The organism is Pseudoalteromonas sp. SG43-5 (assembly GCF_014164345.1).
GTDB lineage: Bacteria > Pseudomonadota > Gammaproteobacteria > Enterobacterales > Alteromonadaceae > Pseudoalteromonas > Pseudoalteromonas distincta.
Window position 1 is genome coordinate 85,565 of sequence record NZ_JACJFA010000011.1, and the last position, 14,242, is coordinate 99,806.

Sequence of the window (14,242 nt, forward strand, 5' to 3'; positions counted from 1 at the left end):
TAATTTATTACACAAATGAAAACGGCGCATTAACAAATGCGCCGTTTATTTTTTATAATTAGTAGTTTAGCGAGTTACGAGTCGCTAACTTCACGCGCCCAGTGATTTTGCTTTGCTACATGTAGCTTGCGGTAACCATCAAGTAGCGCCGCATGCTTTTTAAAGCCTTCAAGCGATAAACCAGGGAAAGTTAAACCGTTAAACTGCTTTTTACCTTCGGCAATTTCTATAGCCAGCGCTACATTATTAGCACCAAACATTAAGCCTAGTGCATCTTGGTAATCTGCGTATTCGCGCTCGTCATCGTATTTAATTTCAAGAACTGCTTTTAAACAGCGGAAGTGGCGCATTGCCTCTTCGTTTACTTGGCCTGTATGAAGTATCCAGTCAACCCAATCAATGGCTTCTTCGCTGCCTGCAGCTAAACATAGGTGTGCTTTAAGCTCACCTATACGCAGTGTGTGCCATGGTGTGTCGGCATCGGTTGCAAGGCCAATAAATTCTGCGGCGCGGATAATATCGCTGTGGCCTGCTTCTTCTAGGCTGTCGTAAATTTCCATCCATTGCTCTGCATCGTACTGATCAAGCGATAGGAATGTTTCGCGAAATTTTGCGCCTTCGTTGTTGTTACGCCAAATAAGCTCATCAACAGGGTAAATGTCAGACATGCCAGGTACTAAAATACGACACGCGTATACGTTTAGGTGCGTGTAATCCATGATGTAGATATCATGATCCATGCTATGAATTAGATCAGTACAGAAGTTATATTCTTCTTCAGTTGTTCCGCTAAAGTCCCAGTGTACAAATTCAAAATCAGGTTTTGCACGGAAAAAATCATGCGAAATCAAACCGCTTGAATCAATAAAGTGCAGTTCAATGTTCTCTGGTGTTGCTACTTCGTCGTTATCAAAGGTAGCAGGTTGGAATACATCTAGCTGATCAAGACGACGACCTTGTAGTAACTCAGTCACGGTACGTTCAAGCGCAACTTCAAATGATGGGTGAGCACCAAAAGAAGCAAATACAGAACCATCTGTTGGGTTAATAAGCGTTACGCTCATTACAGGGTATTTACCCCCAAGTGACGCATCGGCAATACGTAAATGAAAGCCATGGCTGCGAAGCTCTTCACACGCTTCGTGAATTTTAGGGTATTGCTTAACAACATCTTCAGGCACGATTGGTAAACAAATACCTTCGGCGATGATACGGTTTTTAATAGCACGTTCAAATACTTCTGATAAACCTTGTACGCGAGCTTCAAACTTGGTGTTACCTGCGCTCATACCGTTAGATACAAAAATATTACCGATAACGTTTACCGGAATGTATACGTCTTGGTTATCGCGTTGGCGTGTGTATGGCAGGGTACAAATACCACGATCGATATTGCCTGAGTTAAAATCAAAAAGGTGTGATGCGTTTAGTTCGCGCTCTGGGTCAAAGTAATCCCATAAGCTTTCATCCATAATACCCTCTGGCACTTCATCGCCTTCAACTTTAAACCATTTTTCGCTTGGGTAATGAGTAAACTCGCCATTAGCAAATTCTTCACCTAGATAAAAGTCTGCAAAAAAGTAGTTACAGCTTAAACGTTCAAAGTATTCACCGAGTGCTGAGGCAATAGAGGCTTTGTCGGTTGCGCCTTTACCATTGGTAAACATAACACCGCAGTCGCTGTCTTTTATATGAACCGAATAACAGTTAGCTACAGGGTTAAGCCAAAGCGCTTCTTCAACATTAATGTTTAGGGCTTTAAGCTTGTTTTGCATGGTAGAGATTGACGATTCTAGGTCGCGGTCTTTACCTTTGATAAATGTTTTTTCAGTCATATTGATCTCAACTAGTTCTGCACGATGTGTGGAGCTGACATTATCGTGGATTTTGATGTTTATTTCACCCTTTGCGAGCAAGAACATTATTATTTAATAAAACTGTGGTTATTATATGCGCTTAACGCTTGGTCAAAACGTGCAAAGGAAACGGTGATGTTTAAAGTAATCAAACGCTTGTTGTTATTAATTGTGATATTAGGGCTGGCAAGTACCGCTGTTGTTTATGGGGTACTTAGTTTAAGTTTACCCGCCCTTGATGGAAACGGACGCAGTAACGCGGTAGCAGAGCCTGTAAAAATTTCGCGAGATGCATTAGGGCAAGCAGTAATAAACGCCAATAGCCGAAACGACGCCGCCTACGGTTTAGGTTATGCGCATGGGCAAGACCGGTTTTTTCAAATGGATTTACTAAGGCGTAATGCCGCAGGTGAGTTAAGTGAATTATTTGGCGAAGCAGCGTTGGGGCTCGATAAAAAAATGCGTTTTCATCAATTACGTAAACGTAGCCAAATTATTTTACAAACCCTGCCAGAGACCGATAAGCAATTACTTAAAAGTTACGCTCAAGGTGTAAACGAAGGCTTAGCGCAAGTAGGGTATTCAAGCTTTGAATATTTACTAACAGGTGCAGCGCAAAAGCCATGGCAAAGTGAAGACAGCCTACTTGTGATATTTAGCATGTACCTTGATTTACAAAGCGCCACATTTGAGCGTGACCAAGCACTTATTCAAATTGAGCAAGCGTACACAAAGCAAATGGTTGATTTTTTAACGCAACCGAGTAAGTACCAAGCCGCGCTTGATGGCAGTAAATTAGCGCTTTATAGCGGCGGCATACCTACCTTTCCAACTCAAACAGAGCATATAGTTAAAAGCATTGAAGCCAACCAAGAGCGCGGCAGTAATAACTGGGCTGTTACAGGAGCGCTGACTAAAACAGGGGCTGGTATGGTGTCGGATGATATGCATTTATCGATGGCAGTACCTGTAATTTGGTACAGGGCACAATTAAATTACATGCACAGTGGTGAGCAGACTCAGGTAACCGGTGTATCGCTGCCCGGCGCACCTGCCATTGTTGTTGGCACTAACAACAATGTTGCATGGGGATTTACTAACGGTTATTTAGATACAGCCGATTGGGTTGTATTAAACGATGATAGTAAAACATGGCAAGTAGATGAACCTATTGCATTACCCGATGGGGAGGTTGAAAACTATTCATTAATACTCAGTGAATACGGCCCTGTAAAATATATTAACGAAAAACCTTATGCGTTGAGCTGGGCTGCCCATCAGCCTTATGCCGTTAATATGGAGTTATTAAAATTAGAGCAAGCCAAAACGGTAGATGATGCACTTGCTGTAGCAAGCGATGTAGGTATTCCGGTACAAAATCTTATGGTGGTAGACAGCCTTGGTAGCGCAGCGTGGAAAAACATGGGGGGTATACCGGCTCGTAAAGCGTCAAGTGTGCTTGGCGTAAATGCCGATGACTACTCAGCGCTTTGGCAGCAAAATGAATTACAACGCCCTTTTATTAAAAACCCGCAAAACGGTCGATTATGGACTGGTAATTCTCGCGTGGTATCGGCTGAGGATGACGCGCGTTTTGGTAATGGTGGTTATGCACTCGGCGCACGTTCGAGTCAAATTCGCGATAGATTATTTGAAAAACAAACATTTGCTGAGAGCGACTTTTACGCATTACAACTTGATAATCAAGCTCGCTTTTTAATGCCTTGGCATGCTCTGCTATTAAAGCAATTAAAAGCCGATCAAACTAAAAATCAGCAATATATAACAGCGCTTGAAAATTGGCAGCAATGTGCGTGTTCAACCTCCATAGGGTATACTTTAGTTAAGCGCTACCGCGATGAAGTGATTAATATTTTATTTAGCAGTATGGAAGATGAATTAAATAAACAACAAGGCACACTTAAATACGTAAAACGAGATTTAGAGCCCGCTGTTTGGCAGCTTATAAACAACAGGCCCGACACATGGATAAACCCACAATTTAAAAGCTGGGATGAGCAGTTACAAGGAGCATTTAGCCAAACTATTACTAAGCTTACAGAACAATTTGGTAATAACGTACAAAACTGGCAGTGGGGCAAGGTAAATGAGTTAGTGATAGAGCATCCGTTTGCAAAGCAAATGCCGTTACTTGCTAAGTTATTAAATATGCCCACAGCAGCGGGTTTTGGTGATAGTTATATGCCCGCCGTACAAGGGCGTAGTTTTGGCGCATCGCAGCGTTTTATTGCTCAACCTGGGCATTTAGAACATGCAATTATGGCTATTCCGGGTGGGCAATCGGGGCACCCTCTTTCTGAATTTTACAGAGCGGGGTTTAGTGATTACGTAGAAGGTAAGCATACACCTTTATTGCCTCAAGAGTTAATACATCAAATAGTAATAAAGCCGACACGATGAACTAAAGTATAGCTAAACACGTTCTATATAATTACCAATAAAACAACAGAGAACTAAAATGAAAAAAATACTACCCGCATTAATAACAGGTTTATTACTAAGCACTACAGCGCAAGCAGACGATGGCCCAGTAACAGCACAAAAGCTAAGTGAGCATGTATACGTACTATTTGGGCAAGGCGGCAATATTGCAGCAAGTGTAGGTGATGATGGCATTTATATTATTGATGATCAGTTTGCCAAACTCTCAGATGATATTAAAAAAACCATTAGCGATTTAAAACCAGGCAGTGCAGAGTTTGTTATCAATACTCACCATCATGGCGATCATACCGGTGGCAACGAGAACTTTGCTAAAGCGGGTGCGCACGTTATAGCCCACGACAATGTACACAAACGTTTAGAAGAGCAGCACGGGGAAGGGTCAGACTTTTTACCGCGCATTAGTTTTGGTCACGACTTAAAACTACATTTTAATAACGAACACACCCATGTTGTGCATTACGAACATGCACACACCGATGGCGATTCGGTTATCTTTTTTAATAACGACAACATAGTGCACATGGGCGACATTTACTTTAATTTTGGTAGCTTACCGTTTGTTGATGTAGATAGCGGCGGCAGCGTTGATGGTATTTTAGCGGCAGTAAACGATGTAGTTAATCAAATTGACGACAACACTAAAGTAATACCAGGACACGGCAAGGTAAGTGACCGTTCAGGACTGATAGCGTATGGTAAGCTAGTTCAAAACGCGAAAGACGTAATGCTAAAAGCAATGCAAAATAATGCAAGCTTAGAGCAAGTACTTAAAGCCGATCCATTGGCTGAGCTGAATCTTGAATACGCAGGCTGGTTACCAAAAGAGAAAGTAACCACACTTTTTTATCGTAGCTTAAAGTAGTACGCGTAACGTAAAAAACATGATACAAAGCTGAGTGTACTTTAACGTACATTCGGCTTTTATTTTCTTATGCCCAAAGGAGTTGTGTATGTCGGCAGAAAAAACCCATCTTGAAATTTGTAATTTAACCAGAGAGCAATATCCGCAAATTAAAACCTTGATGGATCAAGCGTATCCCGACTTAGGCGGTGCGTGGCCAAGTCATACCATTTTTAGATTAATAGACCAGTTTCCTGAAGGGCAAATAGGTATTGTGGATGACGGCGTGCTGGTGGGCTTAGCATTAAGCGTGCAGGTTGATTACACGCGTTTTTCAAACCCGCATACATACGAAGATATTGCAGACGGTCACGACCGTGTATTTAGCGATACCGACGGCGATGCGCTATACGGCTTAGATGTTGCTATTAGCGAAAGTCACAGAGGCATGCGTTTAGGTCGTCGCCTTTATGATGCCCGTAAAGAATTGTGCCGCCAATATAACTTACGCGCTATTTTAGCAGGTGGGCGTATTCCGCGTTATTACAATCACAGCAGTGAAATGACGCCAATGGAATACATTGCAAAAGTAGATCAAAAAGAATTATACGATCCTATTTTAAGTTTTCAGTTATCTAACGATTTTCAGGTAAAACGCTTACTTAAAAAGTATTTACCGGAGGATCAAGAGTCCGTTGGTTACGCCACTTTACTTGAGTGGAATAACATTATGTATGAGCCAACAGACACGGTACTTGAGTCAACTAAATCAATCGTGCGTGTAGGTGCTGTGCAATGGCAAATGCGTTGTGTTGAATCGGTTGAAGAAATGCTAAAGCAGGTTGAATACTTTGTAGATACCGTATCTGACTACAAAAGTGACTTTATACTATTCCCTGAGTTTTTTAATGCGCCACTAATGGGGCTAGGGAATCAAAGTAATCAAACAGAAGCGATTCGCTATTTAGCGGAATATACCGAAACGTTTAAAAACGCCATGTCGCGTATGGCAATAGAATACAACGCTAATATTATTACCGGCTCTATGCCACTTGCCGAAGATGATAAAATTTATAACGTAAGTTACCTATGCCATCGTAGCGGTAAGATAGACGAGCAACGTAAAATTCATATTACCCCGCATGAGCAAAACGATTGGGTTATTCAAGGCGGCGATAAAATTGCCGTGTTTGATACCGATGCCGGTCGTGTGGGTATTCAAATTTGTTACGATGTAGAGTTTCCAGAGCTTTCACGCATATTGGCCAAACAAGGGTTAGATATTCTGTTTGTGCCATTTTGGACTGATACTAAAAACAGTTATTTACGTGTGCGCCACTGTGCACAAGCGCGTGCAATAGAAAACGAATGTTATGTGGTTATTGCAGGTTCGGTGGGTAATTTACCAGAGGTAGAAAGTCTTGATGTGCAGTACTCACAATCGGCGGTATTAACGCCATCGGACTTTTCGTTCCCGCACGATGCAACACTTAACGAAGCCACACCAAACACCGAAATGCTGCTATTTAGTGACCTTGATATGGATAAGCTTAAAATACTTCACAGCGAAGGCACAGTGCGTAATTTAAAAGATCGCCGCGAAGATTTATACGAAGTGATTGTTAAAAAGAGAGACGTTTAATGGCGTGGGTGTACTTAATTATTGCCGGTTTACTTGAAATTGGCTGGCCGATAGGTTTAAAGGTGTCGCAAAACCCAGATACTCGCTGGCAGGGTATCGCAATAGCGGTGGTATTCTTAGTCGCTAGTGGTTTTATGTTGTGGCTTGCACAAAGGCAAATATCAATGGGTACCTCATACGCCGTATGGACAGGTATTGGCGCCGCCGGTACGTTTTTAGTGGGTATATTGTTTTATAACGATGCCGCTACATTTGGTCGTATTGCGGGAGTATTAATGATTATTAGTGGTGTGATAACACTAAAAATCAGCTCTTAGAACCAGTTCTTAAAGCTATAAAAATTATAACAGCGCAGGTATAAAAGCCTGCGCTTTTTTATGCCCTTAATTCGGCAACATAACCAAAACAGCGGCAATGGCTATGAGTATTAAGCCAGCAGTATCTTGTGTCTTAAGTGGCTGCTTTAACCAAAGAACGGCAATTAGCATGGTAAAAAACACTTCAACCTGTCCAAGTGTTTTAACGTAAGCAACGTGCTGTAAGCTCATTGCACTAAACCAGCCAATAGAACCGACACAACTAAAAACACTAATTGCGGCTGTAGTACCTTTGTATTGCCAAAGTTTACTAAGTGTTTGCGGCTCTTTTAATAATAAATAGCCCAGTAGTATTAGTGTTTGTAAGCTAATTACAAACAGCAAAACCCAAGCTGCTGAGTGAGGAAATAATAATCCTGAATTTAAGCTCGCTTCTCGTACCCACAGCGATGTAAGTGCAAAGCAAGTACCACAAGCCAGTCCTAGTAATGCTGTTTTAGCATTAAAGTGTTTAACGCTTGTTATGCCACTGAGTAGCAATACGGCAATAGCGCCAAAAAACACACCAAGCCAACCGAGCAAAGAAAGTGCCGAGCCAAAAAATAATACACCTAAAATGGCTGCTACTAACGCCTCGCTTTTGGCAAGACCAGCACCTACGGCGTAATTATTCATTTTAAATAACTTAACCATTAAACCAGTGGCAAGTATTTGCATCACACTTGCGCCTACAATAAATCCCCAAAAGGCATTATTAAACGTAGGCATGGCTGTATCTTGATATTGATACAAACCATATAAATACACGCCAGCAATAGGGCCTGCGATAATAAAGCGAGAGAGTGTTACGCCAGCCACACTCACATCGTTACTTAATTTACTTTGCAGGGCATTACGCCATGCTTGCATGAAGGCGGCTAAAAAAGTGAAAAATATCCAGGTCATGGTCGTCATCGTTAAAATGTAAGGCAGTAAAGTTAACAAGCTTTGTGAAGTAAAGCGATGCATTAACTATGATGTTGAATATTCATCATCTGCGACATTATGTCGCATGGGTTTTAGGATAAATTTAGCTATAGTAGGTCTGATGTTATTGTTAGCCGCCAGAGTTTGTCATAAAACGTATCTGGCGGCTTTTTTATTATGCTTATGCTAAATTATCCGAAACATCAAAAGGATAAATTATGACAACATTAGTTGTATGTGCATTACTTGCGGTATTAATGCCTTACTTTGCAAAAGTGCCGGTTGCTATAGCAATGGCAAAATTAGGTCGATACGACAATAAACACCCAAGGGCGCAACAAACAAAATTAACCGGCTTTGGTGCACGGGCGCTCTCTGCTCATCAAAACTGTTTTGAATCGCTTGCTGTTTTTGCTGTCGCTATTGCAGTTGTGCTGGGCACTAACTCTGTAGGTGCAGTGACCGAATCGCTAGCGGTTACGCATATTGTGTCGCGTATTTTGTATTGCGTATTTTACTATATGAACCTAGATATAATTCGTTCATTAGTGTGGTTTATTGGTTTGGGTACAGCCATTGCTATGATTGTGGTGAGTTTGTAGGTTTATATTTTAAAACCACAAAGCAAGCAGCCTAAAAGGGCGCTTGCTTTGTAGTCTTGAACAACTCGTGGCGTTAATGCGATACTTTAATTCGCTCAATTAAATCGGTAGGCGCCACTTCACTATTAATCGCAAAATCTAGTTGCACAAGTACATCTTCAAAACCTGAATCAGATGCTTTATATTTCCATTTTGCTAGCGCCTCTTTCGCTGATTTATCAAAAATATCTTTAGGTTTAGATTGAATAACACTAATGTTTTTTGTTTTACCGTTTGCTGCAATATCGTATTTTAATACAACAGAGCCGCTGATCCCTTGTTGAGCTGCTTGTATTGGGTAAGCAGGTTCAATACGTATTGTCGGTGAAATGTAATCCTCTTTAGTCATTGCTTCTGGTTGCTTTGCAATTGCTAAGCCGCTTAGCATGCTTGCGGCTACAAGTAATAAGCCACCTTTAGCAAACTTTGAACGCTCCCCGCTGTGTTTTATATTAATTAGTCGTTGTAACATGGTTTTTTTATCTCCGTAGTGTGAATAAGCCATAAGTCCTGTGGGCGCATTTGCCGCGCAGTTTATTAAGGCTTTGCTATATAAAATATGTTGTTGTGTGGTTTTATTGGCAAGTACCCGTTCATCACAAGTCAACTCTTGTAGTCGGCGCATGCTTGCGTAACAAAACCAAGCTAGTGGGTTAAACCAAAGTAAAATAGTAGGTAGTAATATAAGTGCGTTTGTTAGGTTGTCTTTGCGTTTTATGTGTACGTTTTCGTGCTCTAAAATAAGCGCTAATGTGGCTTTATCAAACTGGGTATTGTAGTTACTCGGTAACACCAGCTTGCTGTTTAAAATACCGACCACCATTGGCGTGGCTACATGTTGGCTGGTATAAGTTTTAACATCAGCGGTAAGAGTGCCTTCAAATTGTGTTAACTCAGTTAACTGCAGGCTTTTAACAAAGCGGGTATGCGTAATAAAGCTAGCTATTAATAACCCAGCGGTAATAAGTACATACATGAGCGCCCAGCTAATACCTACCTCGTTTGTAAAAGATTGGTTAGGGGTGATTAAGTAATGGCTAATATTGCTATTTTGCAGTGGTTTAATCGCATTTGGTAAATTAGCAATCACCAATGCCGCAGGTAATAGCCATGCTAATTTATATACAAACCGCGAGCCAAGGGCTTTTAAAGTAAATCGCTCAAGTAAAATAAAACCACAAAACAAAATGCTTAATAGTAATTGCTGCTCAATTAACCAATTAAAACCAGTTTGAATAACCATGTTAATCCCTTACTTTTGGTTTTTTTCCCAGTCATCTATAACTTTTTTAAGCTCGTTTATATCTTGCTGAGAAAGCTGCTCCGATTTAGCAAAGCCACTCACAAGTGGCGCAATACGCCCACTAAAAAATCGCTCAATAAAGTTTTGGCTTTCTTTTAGGGTGTAGTCGGCGCGCTCCATACAGGGAGTATAAATATATTGGCGACCTTCTTTTTCAAATGTAAGTGCGCCTTTTTTTACTAGTCGACCTAGCAGGGTTTTAATGGTTTTTTCGTGCCATTGCTTATCGTCGCTTAAGCGCTCAATTATTTGGCTCGCGGTGGCGGGGTAGTTAATCCAAAGTGCGTCGAGCACGTCAAACTCTGCTTTTGATAATTCAATCATTTTATCGCCTACAAGTGTAATCTTTAATTTAAGACTACACCTGTAATCTATTTTTGCAAGTTTATTTTTAACTTTTTAGCGTGTTATTTTACCTAATAGGCAGGAGGTTAGCTGTGGGCTTTTAAAATATCAGCTTTATTAATGCGGATATATTGCCCTTCAGGGAGGTTTAAACTTTCTAGTGCAAGGTCACTAAATTGCGCTCTATATAAATCAATAACTTTGTATCCGCAGTAATGCGCCATTTTACGTATTTGTCTGTTTAGCCCTTGTTTTAAAACAATACTAAACTGATTGCTGGCTATTTTATTTACCTCACAAGGCAGGGTTATGTGTTTATCAACGGGTACGCCTGCTGCCATTTTTTTACAAAAACCATCGTCTAAAGGCTTATTTACGGTGACTAAATAATGTTTAGGCTGGTGGAAATCAGGATGTATTAGTTGATTACAAAAATCCCCATCGTTGGTCAAAATAAGTAAACCGCGAGAGTCTTTATCTAATCGACCAATAGGGTAAACACGGGTGAGTGTGGGCAAATGGTGAATAAGGCTGGCAGGGTCATCAATATTTAATTTACAGTCAATACCTACTGGTTTGTGGTACGCAAAATAAACTAAATCGGCAGCACCTTTAATTTCTTTTTCGTTCACTATTATTGTGTCTTGCTCATCAACGTGATCTATATGATTTGCTGGGCGATTATTTACAGTCACCACACCTTCATCAATTAAACGCGATGCCTGTTTACGAGAGCAAATACCTGCATGGGCAATATATTTAGCGAGTCGAATTTTTGTGATCATAACGTGTGACGCCAGCGGCTAATAAAAATTTGATCGCGATTATAGCAAAGCTGCGTATCGATAATGCTAAATATAAAAAGGTAAACATGATGGGTATTAAATTTTCACAGTTAAAAAAGCACGAACCGCTACAAAAAGTTATTGTTCACTCGTTAGATATGGCGCTTTATCAAGTATCAGTGATGATTAATAACGTTGAATATTATGTAACAGAAGACAGCGGTGAGTTTTTAAGAGCACTCAGCCCACTGCATGTACAAAAACGTTTTGAAAAAATAGCGTACGCACAGATGATGTTAAGGCAAACAAGCGCTTACGACGAAATGTGCGGCCAGCCGGATAAAACCAGCAGCAATATGCTTGAAGTACCTTATGGTAAAAATAATCTTTATTGATTGAGCTAATTTGCTAGTATCTGCTTTTTAAGGGCGATAAATGTATCAATTAAAAGTAGATAATACCGATGCGTTAAACTCAGCGCTTCGCGCACAAATGGTTGAATTTAACGCCGATCACTTTGATGCGCAAAGAGTGCCATTAGGCTATAAATTTACTGATGAGCAGGGCGAGCTTGTTGCCGGTATTAGTGGGTGTGTGTTTGGAAACTGGCTGATGATTAGTTGGCTTTGGTGTAGCGATAGTGCGCGAGGTAAAGGGCTTGCAGATAAACTGCTAACGGCACTTGAACAAGCAGCTATTGAGCTAGGTGCTACAACTGCTCAGCTTGATACACTTGATTTTCAAGCAAAACCCTTTTATGAAAAGCGCGGTTATAGTGTTAAGTATCAACTTAATAATTACCCACGCTCAGGTACGCGTTACTTTATGTAAAAACCACTTTAATTTTTGCTGACTATTTTGCTTTTAGTGGCTCGCCTTCAAAGGTAATACCTAAAAAAGGTGTTGCCTCTGGTGCTAACATAAACGTGCGAATGTTCATATGATCATCCCCTTTAGGGTTTTGCTGCACGTCTTCTCGGTAAAACTTACCAAAACAATCCAACGTATTTTGTTTACTTAAATCGTTTAATTTAGCAAATGCAAAAATTTTACACGAGCCGTTGTTCTCACTCGCAGCGCTAAGTAATCCATGGTTATTAAAGCCACATGCAGTAAAGTCGTAATTTGCTTCTATCACCGTCATTGTATCGGTAAATTGAATGCTTTTTGGGTTTTCAGCAAGTGCTTTTAAATAGTTATTTAGTGTCATGTGTTACCTTTGGATTTTTAATTATTTAGCGCTCAACTCTAGCTCATCTGTTTGCTGATTTATATTGAATTTAAATCGCGATAAAAAATTCATTCCTAGCAAACCTTGCCCACGGGTGTTTTCAATGCTTAGCACTTCAAAACCATAAATAATTTGCGAACCCACTTTAAACGATTCAATTTGATAACGCTTTACAACAATTTGACCATTAGCTGTGTTGACCGTTACATCGCCTAAATACAAAGGTTGTGGCGAAATTTGCTCAATTATACTTGTAGGTAGTGAGGTTACGCTTGCGCCTGTATCAATCATTAGTTCGGTTGATAGGTTATTATTTATTTCGGTGTTTATTAAGTAATGCGCGCCATACGGCGTTAAAGCAACGAAGTCGTCTTGCGATTGTGCTTTATTGATCATCGCTTGCAGTGTTTGCACTTGGCTTTTTAGATTGTGCTGGTTTGGCATTCGATCAAGGGTTGCTTGTGCACTAATTAAATCGCCTTGCTGAAAGTAGGCGTACGCAAGCGGATATAAAAACTGCGCGTTATCGCTTTTATAATCAAGCCAAATTTGTGTTTGCTCAATAATAGCTTGCCAATTTTGTTGCTCAGTTAATGTGTGTAATTCGTTTTGAGTGAGCGTATTTAAAAGTGTATTTGCATTACTTTGCTGATCAGCAGGCAGTAATGAATTAAGCTCAAATAAAGCAATAATGGCATTTTGTGTTTGCTCGCTATTTATTAAATACTCAACCTGTAAATTAAGTAACTCTACGTTATAAGGGCTGTTATTTAATAGCGCATTGAGAAATGATTCGCTAAGTAATAAATTGCTATTTAGCCATGTTTTAAGCTGCACTAGCCACGATGAATAAAGGTTTTTTGCGATTTCTGGATTGCTGTTTTTGAGTTGTTGATAGCTACTAAGTGCGGCTTCAAATTGGTGTTTTTTAAACTGCTGCTTTGCCGTATTTAATAGCGTATTTTGTTGTTTAGGCGATATGCTTTTTTCAGCACCTTGCGTTTTTTGTACTTTGGTTGGCGCGGGCTGCGGCCACAATAAATAAGCGTTAAGGCTAAGTGAGCCAATTAATAGCAAGGTAATTAGCTTGGTATAGTGGCTCATTGTGACCTCTTATTTAATGCAATTGGTATTATTTAATAAAGTGCGTTAAGGCATGAATATTGGCTATTTCAATATCAGCCAGCCCTTTATAAGCATAATTGGCGCCTTGATCGTTTAACCATACCGATTGGCAACCGGCATTATTTGCGCCTTGTACGTCTGTATCAAGGCTATCACCAATGTGTAAAATTTCACTTTTAGCAACGTTTAAGTGCTCGGCGGCTTTATCAAATAAGGTGCTGTGAGGTTTTGCTTTACCATGCATGCCGGCTTGTAATACAAGCTCAAATTTATCGTGTAAGTTAAAGCGTTCAATTTCAACGTTACCATTAGTTATAGCAACCAGCGTAAAGTGCTGGGCTAAGTTATCTAGCAGCTTTAGTACGTCGTCGGTTACCACTATTTTACTGCGCGCATCGGCAAAGGCGTTGTAGGCAGCATCGGCATGATGCTCTACCTCTTGCTCGTTCAAATCTAGTTTAGAGAGGGCTAAGCGCAGTGTATGTTGGCGCCATTTAGTGACGTTATCAGCAAGTTCAGGTAACTTTAATACGGCCTCATTGCGGCATTGTTGCCAGTATTTTGGGCCTTGGGCTAAGTAGCTCGGGAGCGCGTTTAAATAATTTTGCTGCGCTTTAACCGCTGCTTTTATAATGGGGTGATTGTTGTAAAGAGTGTCGTCTAAATCAAAGCTCATGACAGAAAATGGCTTAATAGCACGATTAAATCGGATCATTTTTATTTA

Annotated in this window: 15 protein-coding genes; 7 read left to right on the top strand and 8 right to left on the bottom strand. The window is 40.4% G+C overall.

The window, feature by feature from the left end; genetic code table 11:
- Positions 1-74: 74 nt before the first annotated feature.
- Complete coding sequence (gene ycaO / locus H5161_RS12740) at positions 75-1,835, bottom strand: 30S ribosomal protein S12 methylthiotransferase accessory factor YcaO (protein ID WP_024595461.1); 1,761 nt, start codon at positions 1,833-1,835, stop codon at positions 75-77.
- A 156-nt stretch (positions 1,836-1,991) separates the two neighbouring features.
- Here ycaO and H5161_RS12745 point away from each other — a divergent pair, with 156 nt between their 5' ends.
- The 4 genes from H5161_RS12745 (at position 1,992) to H5161_RS12760 (ending at position 7,122) form a co-directional block, all read left to right on the top strand.
- Positions 1,992-4,277, top strand: a complete 2,286-nt coding sequence (locus H5161_RS12745) for a penicillin acylase family protein (protein ID WP_182769453.1) — start codon at positions 1,992-1,994, stop codon at positions 4,275-4,277.
- A gap of 58 nt (positions 4,278-4,335) precedes the next feature.
- Complete coding sequence (locus H5161_RS12750) at positions 4,336-5,184, top strand: MBL fold metallo-hydrolase (protein ID WP_182769454.1); 849 nt, start codon at positions 4,336-4,338, stop codon at positions 5,182-5,184.
- A gap of 88 nt (positions 5,185-5,272) precedes the next feature.
- Positions 5,273-6,805, top strand: a complete 1,533-nt coding sequence (locus tag H5161_RS12755) for a bifunctional GNAT family N-acetyltransferase/carbon-nitrogen hydrolase family protein (protein WP_024595458.1) — start codon at positions 5,273-5,275, stop codon at positions 6,803-6,805.
- Positions 6,805-7,122 carry a multidrug efflux SMR transporter gene (locus tag H5161_RS12760; protein WP_182769455.1) on the top strand — a complete coding sequence of 106 codons (318 nt, stop codon included), beginning with the start codon at positions 6,805-6,807 and terminating at the stop codon, positions 7,120-7,122. The genes H5161_RS12755 and H5161_RS12760 overlap by 1 nt, the downstream gene beginning before the upstream one ends.
- A gap of 66 nt (positions 7,123-7,188) precedes the next feature.
- Here the strand turns inward: H5161_RS12760 and H5161_RS12765 are convergent, their stop codons facing one another.
- The gene (locus tag H5161_RS12765) at positions 7,189-8,067 is read right to left on the bottom strand and encodes an EamA family transporter (protein ID WP_404936165.1); all 879 of its coding nucleotides are present in this window, start codon (positions 8,065-8,067) and stop codon (positions 7,189-7,191) included.
- Positions 8,068-8,306: 239 nt separating this feature from the next.
- Between H5161_RS12765 and H5161_RS12770 the strand changes: the two genes are divergently transcribed.
- Positions 8,307-8,690 carry an MAPEG family protein gene (locus H5161_RS12770; RefSeq protein ID WP_182696178.1) on the top strand — a complete coding sequence of 128 codons (384 nt, stop codon included), beginning with the start codon at positions 8,307-8,309 and terminating at the stop codon, positions 8,688-8,690.
- 73 nt (positions 8,691-8,763) lie between these two features.
- Here the strand turns inward: H5161_RS12770 and H5161_RS12775 are convergent, their stop codons facing one another.
- The 3 genes from H5161_RS12775 to H5161_RS12785 form a co-directional block, all read right to left on the bottom strand.
- Positions 8,764-9,972, bottom strand: a complete 1,209-nt coding sequence (locus H5161_RS12775) for a TonB family protein (protein WP_182769456.1) — start codon at positions 9,970-9,972, stop codon at positions 8,764-8,766.
- A 9-nt stretch (positions 9,973-9,981) separates the two neighbouring features.
- Complete coding sequence (locus tag H5161_RS12780) at positions 9,982-10,356, bottom strand: BlaI/MecI/CopY family transcriptional regulator (protein ID WP_007377323.1); 375 nt, start codon at positions 10,354-10,356, stop codon at positions 9,982-9,984.
- Positions 10,357-10,463: 107 nt separating this feature from the next.
- On the bottom strand, positions 10,464-11,162 hold the full coding sequence (locus H5161_RS12785) for a pseudouridine synthase (RefSeq protein WP_182769457.1): 699 nt from the start codon (positions 11,160-11,162) through the stop codon (positions 10,464-10,466).
- An 89-nt stretch (positions 11,163-11,251) separates the two neighbouring features.
- Between H5161_RS12785 and H5161_RS12790 the strand changes: the two genes are divergently transcribed.
- Both H5161_RS12790 and H5161_RS12795 read left to right on the top strand, forming a co-directional pair.
- Positions 11,252-11,557 (top strand): DUF6482 family protein, encoded by a 306-nt coding sequence (locus H5161_RS12790; RefSeq protein WP_002961002.1) that lies wholly within the window; start codon positions 11,252-11,254, stop codon positions 11,555-11,557.
- 40 nt (positions 11,558-11,597) lie between these two features.
- A complete protein-coding gene (locus tag H5161_RS12795) occupies positions 11,598-11,993 on the top strand; it encodes a GNAT family N-acetyltransferase (RefSeq protein ID WP_182769458.1) in 396 nt (131 codons plus the stop codon).
- A 22-nt stretch (positions 11,994-12,015) separates the two neighbouring features.
- Here the strand turns inward: H5161_RS12795 and H5161_RS12800 are convergent, their stop codons facing one another.
- From H5161_RS12800 to H5161_RS12810, 3 genes are read right to left on the bottom strand one after another with little or no spacing between them, the layout of a single operon-like run.
- Positions 12,016-12,372: a HopJ type III effector protein gene (locus tag H5161_RS12800; protein ID WP_182769459.1), complete on the bottom strand. Its 357-nt coding sequence runs from the start codon at positions 12,370-12,372 to the stop codon at positions 12,016-12,018.
- Positions 12,373-12,393: 21 nt separating this feature from the next.
- A complete protein-coding gene (locus H5161_RS12805) occupies positions 12,394-13,497 on the bottom strand; it encodes a retroviral-like aspartic protease family protein (protein ID WP_182769460.1) in 1,104 nt (367 codons plus the stop codon).
- Between the two features lie 28 nt (positions 13,498-13,525).
- Complete coding sequence (locus H5161_RS12810; RefSeq protein ID WP_182753011.1) at positions 13,526-14,233, bottom strand: HAD-IA family hydrolase; 708 nt, start codon at positions 14,231-14,233, stop codon at positions 13,526-13,528.
- Positions 14,234-14,242 lie beyond the last annotated feature (9 nt).

Coding starts and splice junctions, on each gene's coding strand:
- H5161_RS12800 (WP_182769459.1), bottom strand. CDS start 12,372: ATGACACTAAATAACTATTTAAAAGCACTTGCTGAAAACCCAAAAAGC.
- H5161_RS12790 (WP_002961002.1), top strand. CDS start 11,252: ATGGGTATTAAATTTTCACAGTTAAAAAAGCACGAACCGCTACAAAAA.
- H5161_RS12805 (WP_182769460.1), bottom strand. CDS start 13,497: ATGAGCCACTATACCAAGCTAATTACCTTGCTATTAATTGGCTCACTT.
- H5161_RS12770 (WP_182696178.1), top strand. CDS start 8,307: ATGACAACATTAGTTGTATGTGCATTACTTGCGGTATTAATGCCTTAC.
- ycaO (WP_024595461.1), bottom strand. CDS start 1,835: ATGACTGAAAAAACATTTATCAAAGGTAAAGACCGCGACCTAGAATCG.
- H5161_RS12765 (WP_404936165.1), bottom strand. CDS start 8,067: ATGACCTGGATATTTTTCACTTTTTTAGCCGCCTTCATGCAAGCATGG.
- H5161_RS12755 (WP_024595458.1), top strand. CDS start 5,273: ATGTCGGCAGAAAAAACCCATCTTGAAATTTGTAATTTAACCAGAGAG.
- H5161_RS12775 (WP_182769456.1), bottom strand. CDS start 9,972: ATGGTTATTCAAACTGGTTTTAATTGGTTAATTGAGCAGCAATTACTA.
- H5161_RS12795 (WP_182769458.1), top strand. CDS start 11,598: ATGTATCAATTAAAAGTAGATAATACCGATGCGTTAAACTCAGCGCTT.
- H5161_RS12760 (WP_182769455.1), top strand. CDS start 6,805: ATGGCGTGGGTGTACTTAATTATTGCCGGTTTACTTGAAATTGGCTGG.
- H5161_RS12780 (WP_007377323.1), bottom strand. CDS start 10,356: ATGATTGAATTATCAAAAGCAGAGTTTGACGTGCTCGACGCACTTTGG.
- H5161_RS12785 (WP_182769457.1), bottom strand. CDS start 11,162: ATGATCACAAAAATTCGACTCGCTAAATATATTGCCCATGCAGGTATT.
- H5161_RS12750 (WP_182769454.1), top strand. CDS start 4,336: ATGAAAAAAATACTACCCGCATTAATAACAGGTTTATTACTAAGCACT.
- H5161_RS12745 (WP_182769453.1), top strand. CDS start 1,992: ATGTTTAAAGTAATCAAACGCTTGTTGTTATTAATTGTGATATTAGGG.
- H5161_RS12810 (WP_182753011.1), bottom strand. CDS start 14,233: ATGATCCGATTTAATCGTGCTATTAAGCCATTTTCTGTCATGAGCTTT.